This is a genomic window from Paenibacillus sp. S-38 (assembly GCF_049942825.1).
GTDB lineage: Bacteria > Bacillota > Bacilli > Paenibacillales > NBRC-103111 > Paenibacillus_G.
On record NZ_CP187970.1, the window covers coordinates 8,025,295 to 8,047,103 of the forward strand.

Annotated in this window: 16 protein-coding genes and 1 riboswitch; of the genes, 1 reads left to right on the forward strand and 15 read right to left on the reverse strand. The window is 55.9% G+C overall.

What is annotated here, in order from left to right; genetic code table 11:
* Positions 1 to 92: 92 nt before the first annotated feature.
* Positions 93 to 2,144 carry a methyl-accepting chemotaxis protein gene (locus ACP26L_RS35160; RefSeq protein ID WP_426450229.1) on the reverse strand — a complete coding sequence of 684 codons (2,052 nt, stop codon included), beginning with the start codon at positions 2,142 to 2,144 and terminating at the stop codon, positions 93 to 95.
* Positions 2,145 to 2,318: 174 nt separating this feature from the next.
* A complete protein-coding gene (locus ACP26L_RS35165) occupies positions 2,319 to 7,637 on the reverse strand; it encodes an OmpL47-type beta-barrel domain-containing protein (protein WP_426450231.1) in 5,319 nt (1,772 codons plus the stop codon).
* Between the two features lie 94 nt (positions 7,638 to 7,731).
* Positions 7,732 to 7,831: riboswitch (cyclic di-GMP riboswitch) on the reverse strand.
* Between the two features lie 594 nt (positions 7,832 to 8,425).
* On the opposite strand from ACP26L_RS35165, the gene ACP26L_RS35170 reads away from it, so the two are divergent.
* Positions 8,426 to 8,683, forward strand: a complete 258-nt coding sequence (locus ACP26L_RS35170) for a GlsB/YeaQ/YmgE family stress response membrane protein (protein WP_013921466.1) — start codon at positions 8,426 to 8,428, stop codon at positions 8,681 to 8,683.
* A 281-nt stretch (positions 8,684 to 8,964) separates the two neighbouring features.
* Here the strand turns inward: ACP26L_RS35170 and ACP26L_RS35175 are convergent, their stop codons facing one another.
* The 13 genes from ACP26L_RS35175 to ACP26L_RS35235 form a co-directional block, all read right to left on the reverse strand.
* Positions 8,965 to 9,189 (reverse strand): cold-shock protein, encoded by a 225-nt coding sequence (locus tag ACP26L_RS35175; protein ID WP_013921467.1) that lies wholly within the window; start codon positions 9,187 to 9,189, stop codon positions 8,965 to 8,967.
* A gap of 144 nt (positions 9,190 to 9,333) precedes the next feature.
* The gene (locus ACP26L_RS35180; protein ID WP_426450233.1) at positions 9,334 to 9,534 is read right to left on the reverse strand and encodes a cold-shock protein; all 201 of its coding nucleotides are present in this window, start codon (positions 9,532 to 9,534) and stop codon (positions 9,334 to 9,336) included.
* Between the two features lie 124 nt (positions 9,535 to 9,658).
* Positions 9,659 to 10,336 (reverse strand): methyl-accepting chemotaxis protein, encoded by a 678-nt coding sequence (locus ACP26L_RS35185; protein ID WP_426450235.1) that lies wholly within the window; start codon positions 10,334 to 10,336, stop codon positions 9,659 to 9,661.
* Complete coding sequence (locus tag ACP26L_RS35190; RefSeq protein ID WP_426450236.1) at positions 10,284 to 11,120, reverse strand: methyl-accepting chemotaxis protein; 837 nt, start codon at positions 11,118 to 11,120, stop codon at positions 10,284 to 10,286. The genes ACP26L_RS35185 and ACP26L_RS35190 overlap by 53 nt, the downstream gene beginning before the upstream one ends.
* A 130-nt stretch (positions 11,121 to 11,250) precedes the next feature.
* Positions 11,251 to 12,891, reverse strand: a complete 1,641-nt coding sequence (locus ACP26L_RS35195) for a glycerol-3-phosphate dehydrogenase/oxidase (protein ID WP_426450238.1) — start codon at positions 12,889 to 12,891, stop codon at positions 11,251 to 11,253.
* A 205-nt stretch (positions 12,892 to 13,096) separates the two neighbouring features.
* On the reverse strand, positions 13,097 to 14,587 hold the full coding sequence (gene glpK / locus ACP26L_RS35200) for a glycerol kinase GlpK (protein WP_426450239.1): 1,491 nt from the start codon (positions 14,585 to 14,587) through the stop codon (positions 13,097 to 13,099).
* A 62-nt stretch (positions 14,588 to 14,649) separates the two neighbouring features.
* Positions 14,650 to 15,471 (reverse strand): MIP/aquaporin family protein, encoded by an 822-nt coding sequence (locus ACP26L_RS35205; RefSeq protein ID WP_426450240.1) that lies wholly within the window; start codon positions 15,469 to 15,471, stop codon positions 14,650 to 14,652.
* 201 nt (positions 15,472 to 15,672) lie between these two features.
* Entirely contained in the window at positions 15,673 to 16,248 is a 576-nt protein-coding gene (locus ACP26L_RS35210) for a glycerol-3-phosphate responsive antiterminator (RefSeq protein ID WP_426450242.1), read from the reverse strand.
* Positions 16,249 to 16,316: 68 nt separating this feature from the next.
* Positions 16,317 to 17,780 (reverse strand): HD-GYP domain-containing protein, encoded by a 1,464-nt coding sequence (locus ACP26L_RS35215; RefSeq protein WP_426450244.1) that lies wholly within the window; start codon positions 17,778 to 17,780, stop codon positions 16,317 to 16,319.
* A gap of 124 nt (positions 17,781 to 17,904) precedes the next feature.
* Entirely contained in the window at positions 17,905 to 18,870 is a 966-nt protein-coding gene (locus ACP26L_RS35220) for a siderophore ABC transporter substrate-binding protein (protein WP_426450246.1), read from the reverse strand.
* Between the two features lie 78 nt (positions 18,871 to 18,948).
* Positions 18,949 to 19,707 carry an ABC transporter ATP-binding protein gene (locus ACP26L_RS35225; protein WP_426450247.1) on the reverse strand — a complete coding sequence of 253 codons (759 nt, stop codon included), beginning with the start codon at positions 19,705 to 19,707 and terminating at the stop codon, positions 18,949 to 18,951.
* The gene (locus ACP26L_RS35230; RefSeq protein ID WP_426450249.1) at positions 19,701 to 20,651 is read right to left on the reverse strand and encodes an iron chelate uptake ABC transporter family permease subunit; all 951 of its coding nucleotides are present in this window, start codon (positions 20,649 to 20,651) and stop codon (positions 19,701 to 19,703) included. The genes ACP26L_RS35225 and ACP26L_RS35230 overlap by 7 nt, the downstream gene beginning before the upstream one ends.
* On the reverse strand, positions 20,644 to 21,594 hold the full coding sequence (locus ACP26L_RS35235) for an ABC transporter permease (protein WP_426450251.1): 951 nt from the start codon (positions 21,592 to 21,594) through the stop codon (positions 20,644 to 20,646). The genes ACP26L_RS35230 and ACP26L_RS35235 overlap by 8 nt, the downstream gene beginning before the upstream one ends.
* Positions 21,595 to 21,809: the final 215 nt, after the last annotated feature.

The following is a 21,809-nucleotide window of genomic DNA, read 5'->3' on the forward strand; positions in this document are numbered from 1 at the left end:
AGAATGCGCTGCATGGAGGCCTACACGGGAATATACCGCAAGGAATATTCCGACCCCAAAAGGGTCAAGGTAATACCATCAAAACTTTGGGGTTACATACGGAACGTGTTAACGATTTCTTGAAGCTCCTCGGCCATTTTGGACAGCGTCTGTGCTGCCGCCCCGACCTCCTGCATCGAAGCCAGCTGCTGTTCCACCGCTGCTGCAATGCTCTGCGTGCTGTCCGTTGCCGTGCCCGAAATCTCGGAGATCTGCTCTACGGCATCCACCATCGTCTGCGTGTCCTTGCGAATGACCGATGCGGAACCGGATACCTCCTGCACGCGCTGGAACGTATCCTCTACGGCTGTAATGATATCGCCGAAGGCTGCAGAAACCTTCTCTGCCAGGGCTGTGCCTTCATTCACGGCCTGGTTGCCTTCCTTCATGGACTGCACGGCCCGGCTGATCTCGCTCTGGACTTCACTGATGAGACGGCGGATATGGTCTGCCGCCTGGGCCGACTGCTCGGCGAGCTTGCGCACTTCGGAAGCCACTACGGCGAAGCCTCTTCCCTGTTCTCCGGCACGCGATGCTTCAATCGAAGCATTCAGCGCAAGCAGGTTCGTCTGGCTCGAGATAGTGGTGATCAAGGAGATCATCTGCCCGATCTCCTGGGACTTTGTGCTGAGCTCATTCACAATATCAGTCGACTGGTGCACGTTCGATTGAATCCGTTTCATATGCTCGGTTACCTCTTCGACGGACCGGCTGCCGTGTTTGGCCTTATCGGCCGTACGGGAAGCCCCCTCGTTCACTCCGTCGATGCCTTCGGCAATCGATAGGATCTGCCGGGTAATCCCGGTAATCGCTTCTTTGGATGAGGCAACGAGTGCCGCCTGCGTATCCGTACCGCTGGCCACCTGTCCTACGGAGTCGGCGATTTGCTCCGTCGCTTTGGAAGTCTCCTCGGCACTAGCGGACAGCTGTTCGGAGGTTGAGGCCACCAGGTGCGTGTGCATAGATACCGCGCCGATGATCTCCTTCAGCTTGGCGGTCATCCCATTGAGATTATGGCCCATATGGCCGAACTCATCGGCGGTTTGCACCTCGATGCGGTGCGTCAGATCCAGGGCGGCAATCCACCCTGCCATCTCATTGGCCTTGCCGATCTGCTTCTTGAGATAACGGCTGAAGAATACAATGATCGCGGCCATGACCGCGATGGCTATGGCACCGCACAGGGCCAGAGACAATACGAGTTTGCGTGTAGGTTCTTGAAGCTCTTTCTCCGGGATGACAAGCGCTGTGACCCAGCCGGTCTCCGCCACTTTCTTGTAATACAAACGGTTGCTGCCGTTCGCATCCTGGTAGGAGGCCTCGCCTGAATCACCCGAGAGTATGCTCTGTCCCAGCGCGGCGAGAGAAGCATTCGGATCGTTCTTAAGGTTGACCTTCATGATCTTGTCCGCGGCAGGATCGGACAAATAGTTCCCATCCGCATCGACCAGGAAAGCCCAGCCCGTCTTCCCTGCCTTCGTTTCCTGAACAAGCTTCTGAAGATTCGCCAGATCGATATCTCCCGTGGTTACACCCAGCAGCCCACCCTGATCGTCATAGAAAGGAACAGCGGTTGTCACCATGGTTACCTTAGTCAAATCATCATAATAAGGTGTTGTATAGGCAAACTTGCTTTTCGTGTTCGCTGCAAGCTTATACCAAGGCTGATTCGGATAATCGTAGGCATCCGTATTGTACTCTTCCGTGTGTTTCATCGTGCTTCCGTCTTTATAGCTGTAGGTTGAGAAATAGCGGGTTCCCGGCTGATACCGGTACGGTTCAAAGAATACGCCAAGCCCATACGTATCCGCGCTGCTGCCAAGCCCCTTGGCTGTAGCTGTCACGTAGTGGTCCAGGCTCCACAGCGACGGGGCGGTCTCCACCGTCCTGGCCAGCATCTCCGCGGTTTTGCGGTGGGCCAGCAGCTTGGCGTCAATCTCACCGGCTACGCTGCCCAGCTGCTGCTGCATCTTATCCTGGATCTCCCGGTTGATCAGGCTTTCACTGCTGTTGTATGCATAGGTGATCATAGAGATCAAGGTAATCGTAATTAAGGGAATGATGGCCAGCATGGTTTTGGTTTGAATGCTTTTCAATTGAATCACAGTAAAATCCCCTCCTGGGATGATCGATTCTGAGCTGTCACGCTCAATACTCTAGATATATCGACAATATCTTCAAGAATGCTTATGCCCCGGGGGATGTAACTTCTGTAAGAATGACCTCCTTTATGGTAAAAGAAAAATCCCCCCGCCAGGGGCGGAGGGATTACGGAGCCGTTACTTCTGTACTTTCACAGTCGTCTGGCCGATGACAAGAATACCGTTAACATAACCTTGGAATACCAATGTCACTTCGGAACCCGTCCATGTGAAGTCAGAGCGTTCAAACTTGAACTGTCCATTCTTCGCTTGGTTGTAGTATCCGTTATTGCTCGTCAGCGCCTTCACGCCGTTCACACGGGCTGTGTTCAGATCAAAGCCCTGTGTGCTGTAGCCCGATGGAAGGCTTACGCGGACCGTGAATACACCATTGTTGCCTTTGATAATGCCAGGCGTTACTTCGATCGTAGCAGGTACGGCGACCGATACCTTCTTGGTGAGGGTCGTCATCAGTCCGGCTGCATCTACCGCCGTTACCGTAACGGTGTACGTTCCCGGCTGACTGAGCTTCAGCGCCGTGCCGTTCGCCACGACGGTTCCTTCCGCTGCGTTCGGAGCGGTTACCGTCATCGTTTCGGAAGCGATACCGGATTGGCTGTCCTTCGCTGTGTAAGACAGGGTCACCGTGTCGCCCAGGGTAGCCACTTCTTTAAGATCCATCGCTACCACCGGAGCGGTACGGTCAATGTTCACGGTTATGCTCTTGGCTGCTTCTACGTTGCCTGCGGCATCCTTGGAGTAGAAGGCAATGGTGTTCGCGCCTTCGGCAGTTACCTTCACCGCGGTACCTTCGGCATAAGGCGCGCCATTCACGGAGTAGAACGTTTGGGCTGCGCCGCTGCCCGCATCGGTAGCGGTGAACGCTGCGGTTACATCTTCTTTGGACCAGCCTGCAGGTACGGAAGCTTCGGTTACAGGCGCCGTGCGGTCAACCTGCACGGATACCTTGTTTGCTTCCTCCTTGTTGCCTTTTCCATCGACGGAGTAGAAAACAATCTCATGAATACCGTCCGTACCGATCACAAGGCTTGTGCCTTGGACAAACGGTGCGCCGTCTACGGAGTAGTACGTGCCTGCAACGCCGCTGAGCGCGTCTTCAGCCGTCAGCGTGACAGCCGCTTCGCCTGCAGACCAGCCGCTTGGCGCATCAGCTTTCGTTACCGGAGCCGTGCGGTCGATCACGACTTCAACCGTTTGTGCTTTTTCTTCGTTGCCTGTCAAATCTACAGAGTAGAACGATACGCTGTGCTTGCCTTCTTCCGCCACTTGGACGGATGTGCCTTCAACATACGCTGCGCCGTCTACGGAGTAGAACGTCTTTGCCGTTCCGCTGGCTGGATCCACCGCGGTGAAGCTTACTTTTCCGTCTTCGGAGAGTGCCGTTGTTACAGGTGCCGTGCGGTCAATAAGGACTTTCACACTGCGGGCCTGCTCTTTGTTGCCGGCCTTGTCTACAGAGTAGAACGATACTTCCGTTGTTCCTTCGCTGCTGATCACAGCAGAGGTGCCTTCGGTATATGCACCGCCGCCGATGGAATAGAACGTACCGGCGACTCCGCTGCCCGTATCGGCTGCTGCCAAGGTAACCGTAACCTCACCTGCAGTCCAGCCCTCCGGTGCAGCTGCTTCCGTTACCGGAGCCGTACGGTCCATCACAACTTCGATGCTTTGAGCTGTTTCTTTGTTCCCCGCGGCATCCACCGTGTAGAAGGATACTTGATGGGATCCATCCGCGCTGATTTCAACCGATGTACCTTGAGTATATGGCGCTCCGTCCACGGAATAGAAGGTTGCCGCCACACCGCTGGCTGCATCAGCAGCTGTCAGAGTAACCACGCCTTCTGGGGAAACCTGGGACGCAGTGACCGGTGCGGTACGGTCGATTCTTACCATAGCCGTACGCGGCTCTTCTTTGTTGCCCGCTTGGTCCACCGAGTAGAATGCGAGGGTGTGTTCTCCCTCTTCGTTGAACGTTACTGCCGTGCCTGTCTGGTATTCTCCGCCGTCCATGGCGTAGTAGGTTGCAGCTACTCCACTGTCGGTATCGGTTGCTGTCAGGGTAACGACCGGCGAACCGCTGGTCCATGCGCCCGAAGCATCCGACGACGTCACCGGAGCGGCTGTGTCCGTCACCAGACGGGCCGTGACCACGTTCGACGGTGCAGATTCGCCAAAGGAATTGCTGTAGGATGTTACATAGAACTCATGGTTTGCGTAAGGCAGATTCGTTACCGTGTAAGACAGATTGTTCAAATTCTTCGTCAGAGCGACCGGCTGGCCGTCCACGATTTGGTACACGTTGTATCCATTCGCATAGGTAGCGAAGGTCCACAGGATTTGGGCCGTTTTGCTGTCAGTCAGCTTGAGACTGGCCGTTGGCGGCTGCATCTCCGGATAGATGATGTTCTCGCTCCAGCGGGCCGATGGTGCGGACTCGCCGAACCGGGTGCTGACTGCCGTGACTTCGTAGTGATGCGTCGTTTCCGTCAGGTTGTACACTTTGTAGGTCAGTGCCGTACCTTTGTAGAGCAGCTGTCTTGTACCGCCGGTTACTTCGTAGAGACGGTACTCATTCGCCCAAGTTACGGAATTCCAAGTGAATGTCATATTGTTTGCATTGAACACGGAGCCCTTAAGCACCGGTGGCTGCACTACCGGCCATACGAGTGTGAATGTGACTTTGGAGGCGGCCGGTGATTCACCGAAGCGGTCGCTGTAAGACACGACCTCATATTCATAGCTGCCTTCCGGCATGTTGGATTCCACTGCGGACAATCCACCGCCGGTGACTGTCTTCTTCAGCACGCGCTGCCCGCCTTGGATCGCATAGACACGGTAGGCTGTGGCATAAGTTACGCTGTTCCAGGACAAGACAATGTCATTGCCCGAGGAGATGGCATAGCGGAAGTTCGCCGGCGCCTGCATAACCGGGAAGACCAGCGGGAACGTCACGGTGCTGCCTTCCGGCGATTCGCCGAAGCGGTCGCTCACCGAGTGCACCACATAAGTGTAGTCGGCTTCCGGCTGGTTCGCCATCACGGCCGAAGTGGTGGTGACCGTCTTCACGAACACCTTCTCGGCACCTTTCATCTGGTACACCTTGTACGATGTGGCATAAGTGGAGGCCGTCCATCTCAGCGTAACATCGTTACCGCTGGAGAGGCTGTACGTCAGGTTCGTCGGCGGCAGCATCGTCTGCTCGTTCACCGATACGGACACTTGGCTGCCCTCCGGAGATTCCCCGAAACGGGTGCTTACGGAATGAACGACATACGTGTGATCACCATTTGCTAATTTCGAAAACGTAGTGGTAAGAGAAGTAACCGTCGTTTTCAGGACTTTCTCACCGTTCACAAGCTCATACACTTTATAGCTGTTCGCGTAGGTTGCGCCGGTCCAGGAAAGGACCGCATCGTTGCCGTTCTGAAGTTTAACCGCCAGATTGGCGGGTGCTGCCATGACCGGGAAGACAATCGGAACGGTGATTTCCGCGCCGCTTGGGGATTCGCCCAGTGTATTCGATACGGAGTGAACAGCATAGCTGTATTCACCGGCCGGCAGATTCGAGTAATACACGGTGGTTCCGGTAACGGTGCTCTTCAATACTTTTTGACCATCGATGATTTGGTATACCTTATAGCTGTTGGCATAAGGAGCCGCAGTCCACTTCAGCGTCAGATCATTGCCGCTCGTAATGGTTTGTGTCAGGCCTGTTGGAGCAGCCATCGTTTCGCCGTTCAAGGTGAACGTCAACCGCGTGGCCTGTGCCGATTCGCCGAAGCGGTTCGAATAGCTTGCAACCTCGAAGGTATACTCGCCCGGCGACTGATTGTAGAAGGTGACGTTCGTTGCGGATACCGTATTCTTCAGCGTCCGCTGGCCGTTTACGATCTGATACACTTTGTAAGAGTTGGCGTTAGCCGCCGCATCCCAGGAAAGGACGAAGTCGGTGGCGCTCTTGGCTGTTTGGATCAAGTTCGCCGGAGGCTGAATCACTGGTACCTCAACGGTTACTGCTGCCTCACTGCCCTCGGCGGAATCACCGAATTTAGTAGAGGTGGAGTACACCTTGTACGTATAAGTGCCGCTCGGCTGGTTAGTAAAGGTAACCGTCAGCGCGCTAACCGTGCTCTTCAGCACCGGCTGGCCGTCCACGATCTGGTATACCTTGTAGCCCGTCGCGTTGGCCGCAGAGGTCCAAGCCAGCACGATGTCATTCACATTCTGAAGCTTAGCTGTCAGTCCGCCAGGCGCGCTCATCGTCACCGAACCCACGGTGATCGAGACGGATGCCGCATCGGCGGAATCCCCGTAACGTGTGCTGGTCGAGCGAATTTCATAGGTGTAATCGCCGGCCGGTTGATTCGTATAGGTTACTGCCGTACCGGTAACCGTACCTTTAAGCACCGGCTGTCCGTCCACGATTTGGTATACCTTGTAACCCGTTGCATTAGCGGCAGCCGTCCAGGACAGGGTGATGTCGTTCACGTTCTGGATCCGGGCTGCAGCATTGGTTGGAGGAAGCAGGGTAATGCTGCTTACCGTAAAGGCTAGCTTCGCAGCTTCAGCGGACTCACCGAAGCGGTCGCTGTAAGAACGAATTTCGTAAGTATAGTCTCCCGCCGGCAGTGCGGTAAAAGCGGCACTTGTCGTCGTGACCGTCTTCTGCAGTACAGGCTGTCCATCGATAATCTGGTACACTTTATAAGAACCCGCATAAGTCACTGCATTCCACCGAAGGGTCACATCGCTGCCGTTCGACAGCGTGTAGGATGGACCGGTCGGTGCCGCCATGACTGGAGTAACCACCGTAACCTGCAGCGGAGTGCCGCGCTGGGATTCGCCATACAGCGAGTTCACAGCGGATACGGCGTAAGTGTATGTGCCGGCTTGATTGTTCGCAATAGAGAACGTCCGGTTAGCCGTGCTTGTCAGCAGCGAGGCACTGCCATCGGCTGCCATGCTGTAAACGTTATAAGTCTGGGCATTCGCAGATGAGCCCCAGCTCAGTACAATATCATTGCCGTTCTGGATGGTGTACGTCAGTGTTGCCGGTGCAGCCATCTCAGGATAAACCACTTCCACGTTGATCGGTGCACTTGGGCCCGACTCGCCTTCAGCGCTCAGCGTCGATACGACATAAGTATACGAGCCTTCAGCCAGGTTGCTTGCCGTGTAGGAAGTTGTTGTCGACTTGGCGAGGGGCTTCAACTGACCCTCTCCAATCTCATAAATCTGATAGCCTGTCGCCCCGTAGACCGAACTCCACGAGAGCTTTACATCATCAGGTGTCACAAACTGCGATGCCAGATTGCTCGGCGGCAGGATAGACGAGTTGATTTCCGCAGCAAAAGCGCTTACTCCGGGAAGAACCAGCTGAAGAAGAAGCAGCAGGGAAACAAAGAAAGAAAATTGCGAGCGATACGGTTTGCCCATGAATGTAGTCCTACCTTTCTTGGTGTGTGAGGGGCATTGGTCCAATAAAAAAAGAACCCCGGACAAGGTTCATAGGCATAAAGCTATGATTCCTTGTGGCAACCGGCTGCCTTCCTTTAAGAGAAATATCTCTTACCGGTTCAGGCCCTGTGGCTTTGCGTCACGCAGTTTCCTGCGTTTTGCCCTTTTCACTAGAATATGATGAGTACGTTTCTATCATATTCGATTTAGGGCAAACTGTCTATAGATAAGTACGATTTAAGTAGGTATAAATACCTTGTAAAAATAGGTTTTTGTCGAATTTAATCGAAAAAGACATTCGACTTTTCCAAGGGAAGCTGCTGATGCTCCCCTTCGTAGTTCCTCCGCAGCAGGAGCCGTCGTCATGATCCTACGGGCTGTACGCAAGCTGAAGATCCGTGGGTGCTGCAGGCGCAGGAGCAAAACCGCCGCCCCATCAAAAGATTCTGCTGCGACTGCGGCCGTCAACGAATAAAGCCGGCGATCTTCCCGCGGCACTTCAGAAAGCCTGCCGTATGACGCCGATGTGTCGTACTAGGTAAATCGAGACGGTGCCGAATCCCATACGGATGCCTTTGCGCTAGTAAATGTCAGATGGAATGTGTAACGACTGATGCCTCCTTTTCCGACTCCTTATGGAGTTATCGTTTCTACAAGCCCTCGTATCGACCGGGGCTGCTTCTTTTATCGGCGTGATTCTACCGCGAGTTGATAGGTTAATAGTAAGCATCCAACGATTCAAACAAAATAAAAAGGAGGTAGTTCAAATGGGTTTCTTATGGTCCTTGATTATCGGCGGTATCATCGGTTGGCTGGCTGGCATGATTATGGGGAAGGATCTCCCCGGCGGCATTATCGGTAACATCATCGCAGGTTTTGTAGGTGCATGGCTCGGTGGTCTTCTCCTGGGTGACTGGGGTCCGGAAGTCGGCGGCTTCTATATCGTCCCTGCGTTGATCGGTTCGATCGCGCTGGTCTTTATCGTAAGCCTGATCCTGCGCTCCATCGGACGCAATAGGGTTTAACGAATAAGAACCTGCCGCTGATTCCTACGTGGAAGCTTCCGCTTTCACTCCCAACCCATATCACAGCAAAGAGCGCCGAAGACGGATACTTCGGCGCTCTTTGCTGTTCGGTATCTACCAAGGTGCATCGGACTTAGGGCGAAAGACGCCCGCTTCCTCCTCTCGCCGCGTACCGCCTCCTTGTCCGTCCGTTTCACGCAAAAAAGCGGTACGGCTCCCTCACCAACCGGTGAAGAGCCGTACCGCCATATAGGGTTATACTGTAGGAGCAGACGGGTACATCAGGACATCGTAGCGCTTTTCTTCTTCGTTTCACGCTGGGGGACGACAAGCTGCGGAACCATCTTCATGCTTCGAACCATGGGGACATTGCACAGCGGGCAAGCCGGTACATGCTCCATCGCATAGTGATCCCGCATCCAGCTTCGGCAGCCTTCCTGCTCGCAGGACCAAACCGCCGTGTTCTCCAGCGGCGCTGCGGGAGCAGGTTTTCTTCGAAAATACATGATTCTCCTCCTTATGACTTCCCTTGGGAAAGGGGTGCCCCGGCCCGTTCTTCCGTAAAGAACAGGCAGGCACCCCTTTCATTTGACCATAAAAAACTGCCCCTAACACCGGTTAAGGGCAGTTTTTCTTTTGCATTGTGGGTATTACAGCTTTACAACGTTCTCAGCTTGTGGACCACGGTTGCCTTGAACTACGTTGAACTCAACGCGCTGACCTTCGTCGAGGGTTTTGAAGCCTTCGCCTTGGATTGCGGAGAAGTGTACGAATACGTCGCTGCCGCCTTCAACTTCGATGAAGCCGAAACCTTTTTCTGCGTTGAACCATTTCACTGTACCTGTTTGCATGTGAGAAAACCTCCAAAATTTGATTTGTAACATGTTCTTTTTACTTCGGTTGAAATAAAAAATTCACACATTACAAAAGGTTCCATCTTACAAATGATAACCCTTTACAATATGTGAATTCAGGTTACAAATATATGATATGTTTACATCTTACCACAGCGCCAAAGGGATTGCAAGACGATTGCCCAGAAAAAAGAAAATAAGTTATACAATAGAGAGGAGACCGCCGGATGCCTTCCAGCGGCTCCTTTTCCTGCACCCCATCACGCTTTGAACCGGCCGACCAGCATCTGAAGCTCCCGGGCCATATGTGCCAAGTGCTGCGAAGAAGCGGACATCTCCCCTCCATGGTCGCAAGCTGTTCCTCCGTAGCCGCGGAAACCTGCTGAGTGCCCGACGAGGCCTCCTCGGCAATCCGGAGGATCCCCCGGATCGTCTCCGTCATCCGCTGTGTGCCGGCCGTCATCCCGCGGCCCCCTGCCGTTACCGCAGCGATCCGCTCCGCCAGGGCGGAAACGGAGCTCTCGATCTCCCTGAACGAGGTGCCCGCTTCCTGCATGCTGCCCATGCCCTCCTGCACCTGAGCGGCGGTCCGGCGGGTGGACTGAACCGCCGCCTGGGTCTGCTCCTGGATCCCCGTGACAAGCAGGTGCACCTCCTGTGCCGCACCGATCGACTGATCCGCCAGCTTGCGTACCTCACTGGCCACAACGGCGAAGCCCTTCCCATGCTCGCCGGCTCTCGCAGCCTCAATGGAAGCGTTGGGTGCAAGCAGGTTGGTCTGGCCCGCCATGTCCGTCATCAGGCCGACAATGCCGCTGAATCCGCTCGGACTGTCCGCCAAGCGTGTGCATAACCTCGGCCAGTCCGTCCACCGTCCGATGGATGTCCTCCATCCGGGTGGCGGCATTCTGCACGCTGCGGCTGCCTTCCCGCGCCGCTCCTGCAGCCTGGGTGGCGGTTTCCGCCGCATCCTCAGCATCGCCGGCCACCTTCAGCGAGCTCTCCGCCATCCCACTGGCGATGTCCAGCCCCTCGGCAACCTGGCTTGTCTGATGAGCCGCCCCCTCCGCCACTTCGTGCGAGGCGGCGGTGATCGTTTCGCTGGCCCGGCCGGTCTGCTCGGCGCTCGCGGTCAGCTGCTCCGAAGACGCAGCCACCTGCTCCGAGGTCACATGCACCTGGCGGATCACCTGCCCGAGGTCCTCCAACATGGCATTGAACGAAGCCGCCAGCTGACCGAGCTCATCTCTTGACCTGTAGTTTGAACGAACCCGAAGGTCTCCGGAAGCCGCTTGAGCCGTCAAGCGCTGAAGCTCACGTGCCGGCCGGACGACAGAGCGGGTTATGTAAAGCCCCATCCCTGCTGAGAGGAGCATGGCGCAGAGAATGCCGCTCACATTGAGCATGGACGCCCGTTGAAAATCAGCCTCCTGCCGCAGAGGCAGCTGATCCGCCTGACCGGAGTTATACTCCGCGAGGTCCACCAGGATCATGTTCAGCTCATCCAAAGCCAGGCCCGCTTTGCCCTGGAACTGGGCGAATGCGGCTTTCCCCTGGCCCCTAAGGGTCATTTCGATGGTCATAGCTCTCTCGGAACGGTAGACAGCAGAAATTTCATTGAGCTTGCTGTGGATTGCAAGATGGAGACTACTTCCATATATCGGACAGAAGCCGGACAAATTGTAGTAAAATTTGGTTAATTGATGGCGCGGGTCAGATCGCAAACCGGCGCGGCTGCTCCTCATCCGCCGGCACCACGGCATCGCCAAGGTGCTTCTCGAGCTCGGCTGCGTACCGCTCCTTCTGCTCGGATGTCCAGCCCAGCCGGCGGGCCATCGCTTCCACGGCCGGCGCCTTCCACTCCCTTACCCAGGCAATGTTGAAGAACAGAGCCCCCGTGCGGCGGATGAAGAAGTCCACCGGCCGGGCGGCCATCTCCTCCTCGATCGCGTAGAGCAGGGGCACGAACACCTCAAGCGGCAGACCGCTTGCTTCCGCCTCCGCGCGGCCGGTCTGCGCCATCTCGAAGAGCCGGTCGACATTCGAGCCGTACATGCGCGCCCATGCCTCCACGGTCTCCCCGGGCAGGCCCAGCTGCACGCCTTCCGCGGCCTTCGACTTCACGAACTGCGGGAATCCCGCTGAGCCGCCGACGGAACCGCCGGAGATCGGCATGTGCTTGGTGACGCTTGCCCCGAACGCCCCCGCTCCTTCTGCGGACAGCAGCTCGGCCACCAGATCGACGACCATCTCCGCCATCTTGCGATAGCCTGTCAGCTTGCCGCCCGCAATGGTGATGAGGCCGGATTCCGACTGCCAGATCTCGTCCTTGCGCGAGATCTCGGACGGATCCTTGCCTTCCTCGTGAATCAGCGGCCGGACCCCCGCCCAGCTCGATTCCACGTCTCGGACCGTAATACCTACGTCCGGGAACATATAATTGATCGCATCGATGATATACTTGCGGTCCGCCGAGGTCATCCGCGGGTGGGATATCTCCTCTTTATACACCGTATCGGTCGTACCGACATAGGTTTTGCCGTCCCGCGGAATGGCGAACACCATCCGGCCGTCCGGCGTATCGAAGTACACTGCCTGGCGCAGCGGGAACCGCTTCTGGTCGATGACCAGGTGGACCCCCTTGGTCAGCTGTAAGGTCTTGCCCTTCTTCGAGCCGTCCATCTCCCTCATCGTATCCACCCAAGGACCTGCGGCGTTGACGATTTTCTTGGCGTATACATCATATCCCGTTCCCGTCTCCACATCGACCACGTGAGCGCCGACGATGCGGCCTTTATCATACAGCAGCCGCTCGACCTTGGCATAATTCACCGCATGGGCTCCACGGCTCACCGCCTCCTTCAGCACCTCGATCGTCAGCCGCGCGTCATCCGTACGGTATTCCACATAATAGCCTCCGCCCTTCAGCCCCGTGCTCTTCAGCAGCGGCTCGCGGCGAAGCGTCTCAAGCGCCGTCAGCATCTTCCGGCGTTCGCCGCGCTTTACTCCTGCCAGATAGTCGTACATCCGTAGCGCGATGGAGGTCGTGAATTTGCCGAAGGTGCCTCCCTTATGCATCGGAAGCAGCATCCACTCCGGTGTCGTCACGTGCGGCCCGTTCTCGTACACGATCGCCCGCTCCTTGCCCACCTCGGCCACCATTTTCACCTCAAGCTGCTTCAGGTAACGGAGCCCCCCGTGCACCAGCTTCGTTGACCGGGAAGACGTGCCGGCCGCGAAGTCCTGCATCTCCACCAGTCCCGTCTTCATGCCGCGGGATACGGCATCCAGCGCAATGCCCGACCCGGTAATGCCGCCTCCGATGACAAGGATATCAAGGGTGTTCCGACCCATCTCCTGCAATTGACTTATTCTGCTCCTGCTCGAAAAGAAATGTTCCACGTGAAAACCTCCCAGGTCTTGTTCCGGAGAAAAGGGTACAAAAAAAGAGACTACGAAACATGCACGGGGGCTGAAATGATTCAGCCGTGCTGTAACGTAGTCTCTCCGATTCTCCTGACAGAGTATTAACTTGCCTTTATCTTATCACACATCACCGTTATTTGAAAGCCATTGCTGCAGAAACGGCTTTTTTCCATCCGCCGTACAGCTTCTCCCTGCGCTCCTCCTCCATGGAAGGATCGAACCGGCGGTCCGCCTGCCACTTCTCGCAGATCTCGTCCTGGCTGCTCCAGTAGCCCACGGCAAGACCCGCCAGGTAAGCGGCACCGAGTGCCGTCGTCTCATTGATCACCGGACGCTCCACTTCGATGCCGACGATGTCGCTCTGGAACTGCATCAGGAAGTTATTCGCGACGGCACCGCCGTCCACACGGAGCGTCTGCAGCACAATGCCGGAATCCTCCTCCATCGCCGTAAGAACATCCCGCGTCTGGTATGCAAGCGACTCCAGCGTCGCACGGATGAATTGTTCCTTCGAGGTGCCGCGGGTAAGGCCGAAAACCGCCCCCCGCACATCGCTGTCCCAATACGGGCTGCCGAGTCCGACGAAGGCCGGAACGACATAGACGCCCTCCGTGCTCTCCACACGCGCCGCATAGGTCTCGCTGTCCTTCGCGCTGCGGAACATCCGCAGCCCGTCACGCAGCCACTGGATCGCCGAGCCCGCGACGAAGATGCTGCCCTCCAAAGCATAGTCCACCTTGCCGTTCAGCCCCCAGGCAATCGTAGTCAGCAGACCATGCGAGGAGTTCACTAGCTTGTCGCCGGTGTTCATGAGCATGAAGCATCCGGTGCCGTAGGTGTTCTTCACCATGCCCTGCGTATAGCAGGCCTGCCCGAACAAGGCGGCCTGCTGGTCACCCGCGGCACCGGCAATCGGCACTTCGCAGCCGAAGAAATGGTAATCGATGGTGGTCCCGTACACCTCCGACGAAGGACGCACCTCCGGAAGCATGGACTTCGGCACCGTGAGGATCTCAAGAAGCTCATCGTCCCACTTAAGCTCGTGAATGTTGTACATCAGCGTACGAGACGCATTCGAATAGTCGGTCACATGCACGCGTCCGCCCGTGAGCTTCCAGATCAGCCAGGTGTCGATCGTCCCGAACAGCAGCTCACCGCGTTCCGCCTTCTCTCTCGCCCCTTCGACATGGTCGAGAATCCACTTCACCTTCGTGCCGGAGAAGTAGGCGTCGATGAGCAGGCCCGTTTTGTCATGGAACAGATCATTCAGCCCCTTGGCCTTGAGTTCCTCGCAGATGCCCGCCGTCTGACGGGACTGCCAGACGATAGCGTTATAGACCGGTCTGCTCGTCTCGCGTTCCCAGACGACGGCCGTCTCCCGCTGGTTGGTAATCCCGATGCCCGCGATCTGCTGCGGCTTCACTCCCGACTCGGACAGGCAGGATGCGATGACCGCCAGGATCGAGCTCCAGATCTCCTGCGGGTTATGCTCAACCCAGCCCGGCTGCGGGAAATATTGGGTGAATTCATGCTGGGCCGTATGTACGATCTCCCCGTTCTTGTTGAACAGAATCGCCCGTGAGCTGGTGGTACCCTGATCTAAGGAAAGAATATATTTTTCCATGATTGCATCCTCCTAGGGGTTCATTCTAATGTAAGGTATGAATGGGGCAGAACTTTCGCAGGTCAGGCAGCTGCCTTATTGGGCATCCGGCTCATACGCCGAAGTCCCATACGATATGTAAACAGCAGGGCAAGCAGGCAGGTGCCCAGAATATACCAGAACAGCGGCGGCATGGTTCCTTCGAAGAAGGCTTGGTAGAATACGCTTCCGAGCATGCCGCCAAGGAGCGGGCCGGCTACCGGAATCCAGGCATAACGCCAGTTCGACGGCCCTTTGCCGGCAATCGGAAGGAGAAAGTGAGCCAGGCGCGGGCCGAAGTCACGGGCCGGATTGATCGCATACCCCGTCGTGCCGCCAAGCGACAAGCCGATGCTGACGACGAGGAAGCCGACAAGCAGGGGATTCAGCCCTTCGGTGAAGGTGTTGGCCCCAAGGGCGAGCAGCGCCACGATGAAGATGAACGTCCCCATCATCTCACTCAGCAAGTTCGAGAATGGATGGTCCACCGCTGGACCTGTAGCGAATACCCCCAGCTTCGTTCCGGCATCCTCCGTCTCCCTCCAGTGCGGCAGATACTGCAGATAGACGATGGCCGATCCGAGCATCGCGCCGGCCAGCTGGGCCAGCACGTATACGGGCACGAGCGCCCAGTCAAAATCCCCTTTGACAGCCAGAGCCAGGGTCACTGCGGGGTTGAGATGCGCACCGCTGACCTTGCCTACGGCATACACGGCGAAGGCCACGGCCATCCCCCACCCCATGGTAATGACGATCCATCCGCCGTTATTCGCATACGACTTCTTGAGCGACACTCCTGCACAAACGCCTGCGCCCAATGTGATCAGAATCATCGTGCCGATCAGCTCTCCAAGCCATGGTACCATGAACCCATCCTCCTTTTATAGAACAGTCAAGTTCCGCGCCAAGGCAAAAGAGAGCCACAACAAGCGACCCACCCTGCAAGCAGGGGGATCATTGCTGTGGCTCTCCAAGTCTCCGTCACGGCTATTAACTTAGTGTCATTCTAATACAGAAATGTAAGCGATGTCAATGCGGAGTTTTGATGACATGTGAGAAATCTCATTTCAGTCAGCTTCAACCCTTGCTCCGTCGTAATGCTTGAACAAGCTTTCATTAGAAGTCGTCACCGCCGTGGCGCCCGCCTCCAAGGCCCGCTCCACATCCTCCACCGTACGGATCAATCCCCCGGCAAAGATCGGAATGCCGCTGCGCTGGTGCACCTCGGCTATGATCGAAGGCATGCCGCCCGGCAGCACCTCGATGAAGTCCGGCTTGGTTTTCTCCAGCAGCGTGTAACTCTTCTCCAGTGCGATCGTATCGAGCAGGAAGATCCGCTGAATGGCTTGAATGCCCTTCTGCTTGGCCTTCAGGATCACGCTTGTCTTCGTCGAGATCAGTCCGAAGGGCTTGATGTCCTGGCATAGGTACTCAGCCGCATATTCATCGCTCTTCAGCCCCTGAATCAGATCCGCATGAAGGAACATCTTCTTGCCCCGGCTGCGGGCCGTCGCATAGATGCTCTTCAGCTGCCCGACGTGGGTATCAAGGAACACTCCATATTCATAGGAGCTCTCCAGCATCTTCTCAAACTGCTTCATCGTCTTCGCTGCCGGCAGAATCTTCTGTCCGTGAAATGCCACCTTTGCTCCTCCTTCGCTCTCTCCAGGGTATTACCTACCATACCCAAAGACAAGCGTTCTGGCAATGGTCATCCGACGGTACGGGTATATTCTTTATAACGAACATCAGAGGCCGCTCCTTCGGATGGGAATTCGGACGCATAGGGGTACCTCTCCGGATGCCGGGAACAGAGCCTCTCCCAAGCGATAACACACTGCGGATCAAAGTGGGTTCCACGGTTGGCCTTCAGGTACTCCATCGCCTCCGTATGGCCCATCGCCTGTCGGTAAGCCCGGCGGGAGGTCAGGGCGTCGTAGACGTCCGCTACGGCGACAATCCGGGCCAGCAGCGGTATCTCCTCCCGTTGAAGCTTATCCGGGTACCCGTTGCCATCCCACCGCTCATGATGCGAGCGGATAATCTCGAGCTCCTCCTGACGGAATCCGAGGCTGCGGCACATTTCATATCCTTTGACCGGGTGGGATTCGATTACTGTCCGCTCCTCCGGAGTAAGCCGGCCCGGCTTCCCTAATATCTCATCCGGGACGTGAATCTTCCCTACGTCATGAATGATCGTGCCCTGCGCCACCGCACGAAGCTGCTCAGGCCTGAGCCGCATCTCCCGGGCAAGCTGAAGCGCATACAATGTCACTCGGAAATTATGCCCGGCCGTGTAGCTGTCCTTCTTCTCCGTAGCCAGCATGAGGGATCGGACGCTTGGAGAGAGGGCCGACGTAATCCGTTCGACCGGATTACTGGTGAACAGCGAACGGACCGCACCGGTCCATGACAGCTTGGATGCATACTGCTTCACGAGCCCGCAGACCATGATAACCATCGAAGCCAGCAGCAGGAAGTGATACATCCACCAGCTGAGCCGCCAGACCGTACCGAGCACCATGATCCACTGGGATACGATCAGCCAGCCGGAGCTGTACACAATCGCAAGCTGAAGCGGGAACCGGGAATACAGATAGAAGCGGTAATAGCGGAGCATCGTGATGCCATTGAAGAGCGTAACCAACAGGGACACCAGGATATTCAGCGGATGCACGTGAAGCGGAAGGACTTCGATCACGTGGGGGTGCATCAGACTCAGCGCCCCGCAGACCAGCAGCAGAACCGCCCAGATCGGCACAAGACAGCCTTGGCACCTGGACAGGAACCGGACGGCGGCATGGTCCCCAGGAAGCGTGGACATGAACAGCCATAAGGTAGCCAGCATGACGCTGAGCGGTGCAGTGATTCCCGGCAGCTGCGTTACGCCGAGAAGGAAGCTCGGCGTCGACAGTCCGTGAACGGAGAATACGCCGGACAGGGACAGAAAGGACAAAGCCAGGAAATTGACCTGCATGTTACGCATGCGCAGTCCCGCCGCCCATACGGCCAGCGCAATCAAACCGGCCAGCAGTGAGACGGAGGAAACAATATAAAAATGCCCCCGGGGCATCGATAGTTCATGATCAAGAACAGGAATGCGGCGGATCGCTTCAAACAAAAGGTAAGGCAGCATTGCGGCTGCCACCGGTCTGTACCATAGCCGATCGATCATGGCAGTATCTCCGTTCTCCCCAAATTATGACTTAAGGCCTACTCTCTCCTCATCATAAGTCAGAAAGTCACAAAAGGAAACAGAAAAAAACCTGTCCCCCACTTCTAAGGGACAGGTATTGGGTTTACTTCACGGCAGCCTCTATTTCCTTGACCATGCCTTCTACGGATACCAGACCGCCTCCGGAAAGGTACCAGAAGTTCGGATCAAGGTACACGATGTGACCTTCCTTGAAGGCTTTCGTGTTCTTCACCAGGTCATTCTCGATCGTCTGCTTCGCATTGGATTGACTGCCGACAACGGCATCACGGTCTACCACGAACAGGTAGTTCGGGTTCTTCTCGGCAATATATTCGAAGGAAACGCTCTGGCCGTGTGTCGATACTTCAATGTTCTTGTCTACTGGAGTGAACCCGAGAACGTCATGAATAAGACCGAAGCGCGAGCCTGCGCCATAAGCGCTCACTTTGCCGCCGTTGCTCAGCACGATCAGGGCCTGTTTGCCACTGGCCGCTGCCTTTTCCTTGACAGCCTTCACCGTTGCATTCACTTTCGCCAGCTCCTGCTCGGCTGCCGCTTCCTTGCCGAAGATCTTCGCGAGCGTCTTCGTATTGTTTTCGAACGAAGTCATGTAGTTCTTGGTATCCACGGCAACGTACAGCGTAGGAGCGATCTTGCTCAGCTCTTCATAAGCTTTGGACTGTCTGCCGGAGATGATAATGAAGTCCGGGCTCATCGCGCTGATTTTCTCAAAATCCGGCTCGGTCAGGGAGCCTGCATTCCTATACTTCGCATCCTTGTACTTGGAGAGATAAGACGGAATGTTCGCCTGCGGCACGCCGAGCACTTCCACTCCAAGCCGGTCGAGGGTATCGAGGGCGCCGAAGTCAAATACGACAACCTTGGACGGAACGCCTTTGATCTTGGTTTCGCCGAGCTCATGCTTGAAGGTCTGCTCCACAGGTGCCTTGGCTGCTTCCGGAGCAGCGGCTCCGCTGCCGGCGGCATTGTTCGCAGGGGCGCTCGTACCGCAAGCCGATGCGATTACGGCAATGATCAGGGTCAGCAGCATAACGGATAATTTTCTCATGGTTGATCACCTCTATAATTAATGGGTCTGGCATACGAGAGCAGCGGTGCTATGAACGTCTATAGGGTGGTTCCTAGATCACTTGTAGTAAATACAGATCCGGTTCCCGTCGATCTCCTGGATCCGGATATCCATGTCGTACACTTCCTGGAGCAGCTCGGAGGTGATAATCTCCTCCGTAACCCCATCGCCTACCACACGGCCGTCCTTCAGCGCGACAATATAGTCGGAATAGCAGGAAGCGAAGTTGATGTCATGGATGACGATGACAACGGTTTTGCCGAGCTCGTCGGCCAGCCTCCGCAGCACCTTCATGATCTGCACGCTGTGCTTCATGTCCAGGTTATTCAGCGGCTCGTCGAGCAGGATGTACTCCGTATCCTGGGCCAGCACCATCGCCAGATACGCCCTTTGGCGCTGCCCTCCGCTGAGCTGATCGAGGAATTTGTCCTGCATGGGGCCGAGCTCCATATAATCGATCGCTTCGGTGATGTACCGCTGATCCTCCGGCGTCAGACGCCCCTGCGAGTAGGGAAAGCGGCCGAAGGCGACGAGCTCACGGATCGTGAGACGGATGTTGATATGGTTGGTCTGCTTGAGAATCGAGATCTTCTTGGCAAGATCATTGCTCTTCCACTGCCCGATCTCCCGTCCTTCGATGAACACCTCTCCGCCATCCTTGGACAGCAGCCTGCACATCATGGAGAGCAGCGTGCTCTTGCCCGCCCCGTTCGGACCGATGAAAGAGGTGATCTTCCCGGGTGTAATGTTGACGGATACGTTCTCAACGACATTCTTGTTCCCGTATTTCTTGGATACGCTCCGAACTTCTACCACGACCGATTCTCCTTCAACAGCAGATAGATAAAATAAATTCCGCCGACCAGATTGACAATGACGCTCACCGTCGTCGAGAAGGTGAATACCCGTTCGACGACGAACTGCCCGCCGACCAGGGCGATGATGCTGATGAGCATCGCACCGGGGATCAGCACGCTGTGCTTGTAGGTACGCAGGAACTGGCAGGTCACATTGGCCACCAGAAGACCAAGGAAGGTGATCGGTCCTACCAGGGCCGTTGAGATCGAGATGAGCACGGCCACGATGATCAGCAGTCTCTTTACAACATGATCGTACGGGATGCCGAGCCCCACCGCATGCTCCCGGCCCAGCGACAGCACATCCAGAAACTTGGCGAACCGGGTGTAATACAGGCCGATTAGCGCCATGCCGATGCTGCCGAGCACGAGCAGATCCGTATTGATGTTATTGAAGCTGGCGAACATCCGGTCCTGCAGGATCAGGAATTCATTGGGATCAATGAGCACCTGCATGAAGGAGGCGAAGCTCTGGAATAAGGTTCCGAAGATCAGCCCCACAAGAAGCAGGTAATAAATATTGCGGCCTTCCCCCCGGAACAGGAGCTTGAACAGGACGCCGGCAAAGACCACCATGAGCGTTACCGAGAGTACGAAATGCACATTCTTGCTCATGAGCGTTAAGGTTGTCGAACCGAACACGTACACGATGAACGTCTGGAGCAGCATGTAGAGGGAATCGAGCCCGATAATGCTTGGCGTCAAGATCCGGTTGTTCGTAATCGTCTGGAAGATCATGGTCGAGAAGGCGATGGCTCCGCTCGTCAGGGCAATGGCCAGAATCTTCTTCGCCCTTCGCGGCATCACGTATCCCCAGTTGCTCCCGATGTCGAAGAACAGGAACAGGCCGATAACCCCCAAGGCCAGCAGGGCAAGCACAGTGAGCTTGGCGGTGTTATTCATATGCCTTTCTCCTCATTAGCAGGTACAGGAAGATCGCGCTGCCGATGACTCCGACCGTCAGGCCGATCGAGATCTCGTACGGATAGATGATGATGCGCCCCAGCACATCGCAGAACAGAACGAACACGGCGCCGAGCATAGCGGTATCCGGCAGGCTCTTCCTCAGATGATCGCCCCGCATGATCGTCACGATGTTCGGTACGATGAGCCCGAGGAACGGAATCATGCCGACCGTCAGGATCACGACCGCTGATACCAGAGAGACCAGCACCAGCCCGAGATTGACGACCTGCTTGTAATTCAGCCCGAGATTCATGGCGAAGTCCTCGCCCATGCCCGCAACAGTGAACTTATCGGCGAACAAGTAAGCCGCAATCACGAGGGGAATGCTGATGTACAGCATCTCGTACCTCCCCTTGACGATCATCGAGAAATCCCCCATCAGCCAGGCAGACATGCTCTGGACGAGATCGTACTTGTAGGCGAAGAAGGTCGTGATCGAGGAGACGATATTGCCGAACATCAGCCCCACCAACGGGATGAAGACCGAATCCTTGTACTTCACCTTGTCAAGAATCCGCATGAAGATGAATGTCCCGGCGAGGGCAAAGACGAAGGCCACCAGCATCTTCTCAATCGGCGAGGCGGAGGCGAACAGGAGCATCGCCACCATAATGCCGAACCGTGCCGAATCCTCCGTACCCGAGGTGGTCGGAGAGACGAACTTGTTGCGGCTGAGCTGCTGCATGATCAGTCCGATGATGCTCATGCTCACACCGGCCATCAGAATGCTCAGCAGCCGGGGCAGTCTGCTTACCAGCAGAATCTGAAGCTGATCTTCCCTTAAGGTAAAGATATCCAGAGGGGAAATATCTTTCACTCCGATAAAGACGGAGCACAGTGATAGAAGGATCAACGCGATCACTAGATATCTTCGTTTCATGACTCTACCTTTGCCTTTTCTTCCCTGATAGTCAAACTGTCAGCCAACTGATATGTATTCTCATTTCGTCAATAATGATATTCATTATCATTTACAGGTACGATTGTATCGTGATCTCTTTCAAATTGTCAATCCCATTACAAAGTATGACAATTGTGTTACGGTAATGCGGCTATTCTATGAAAAAAGGGTGCCCAAAGGGCACCCTAAGACAG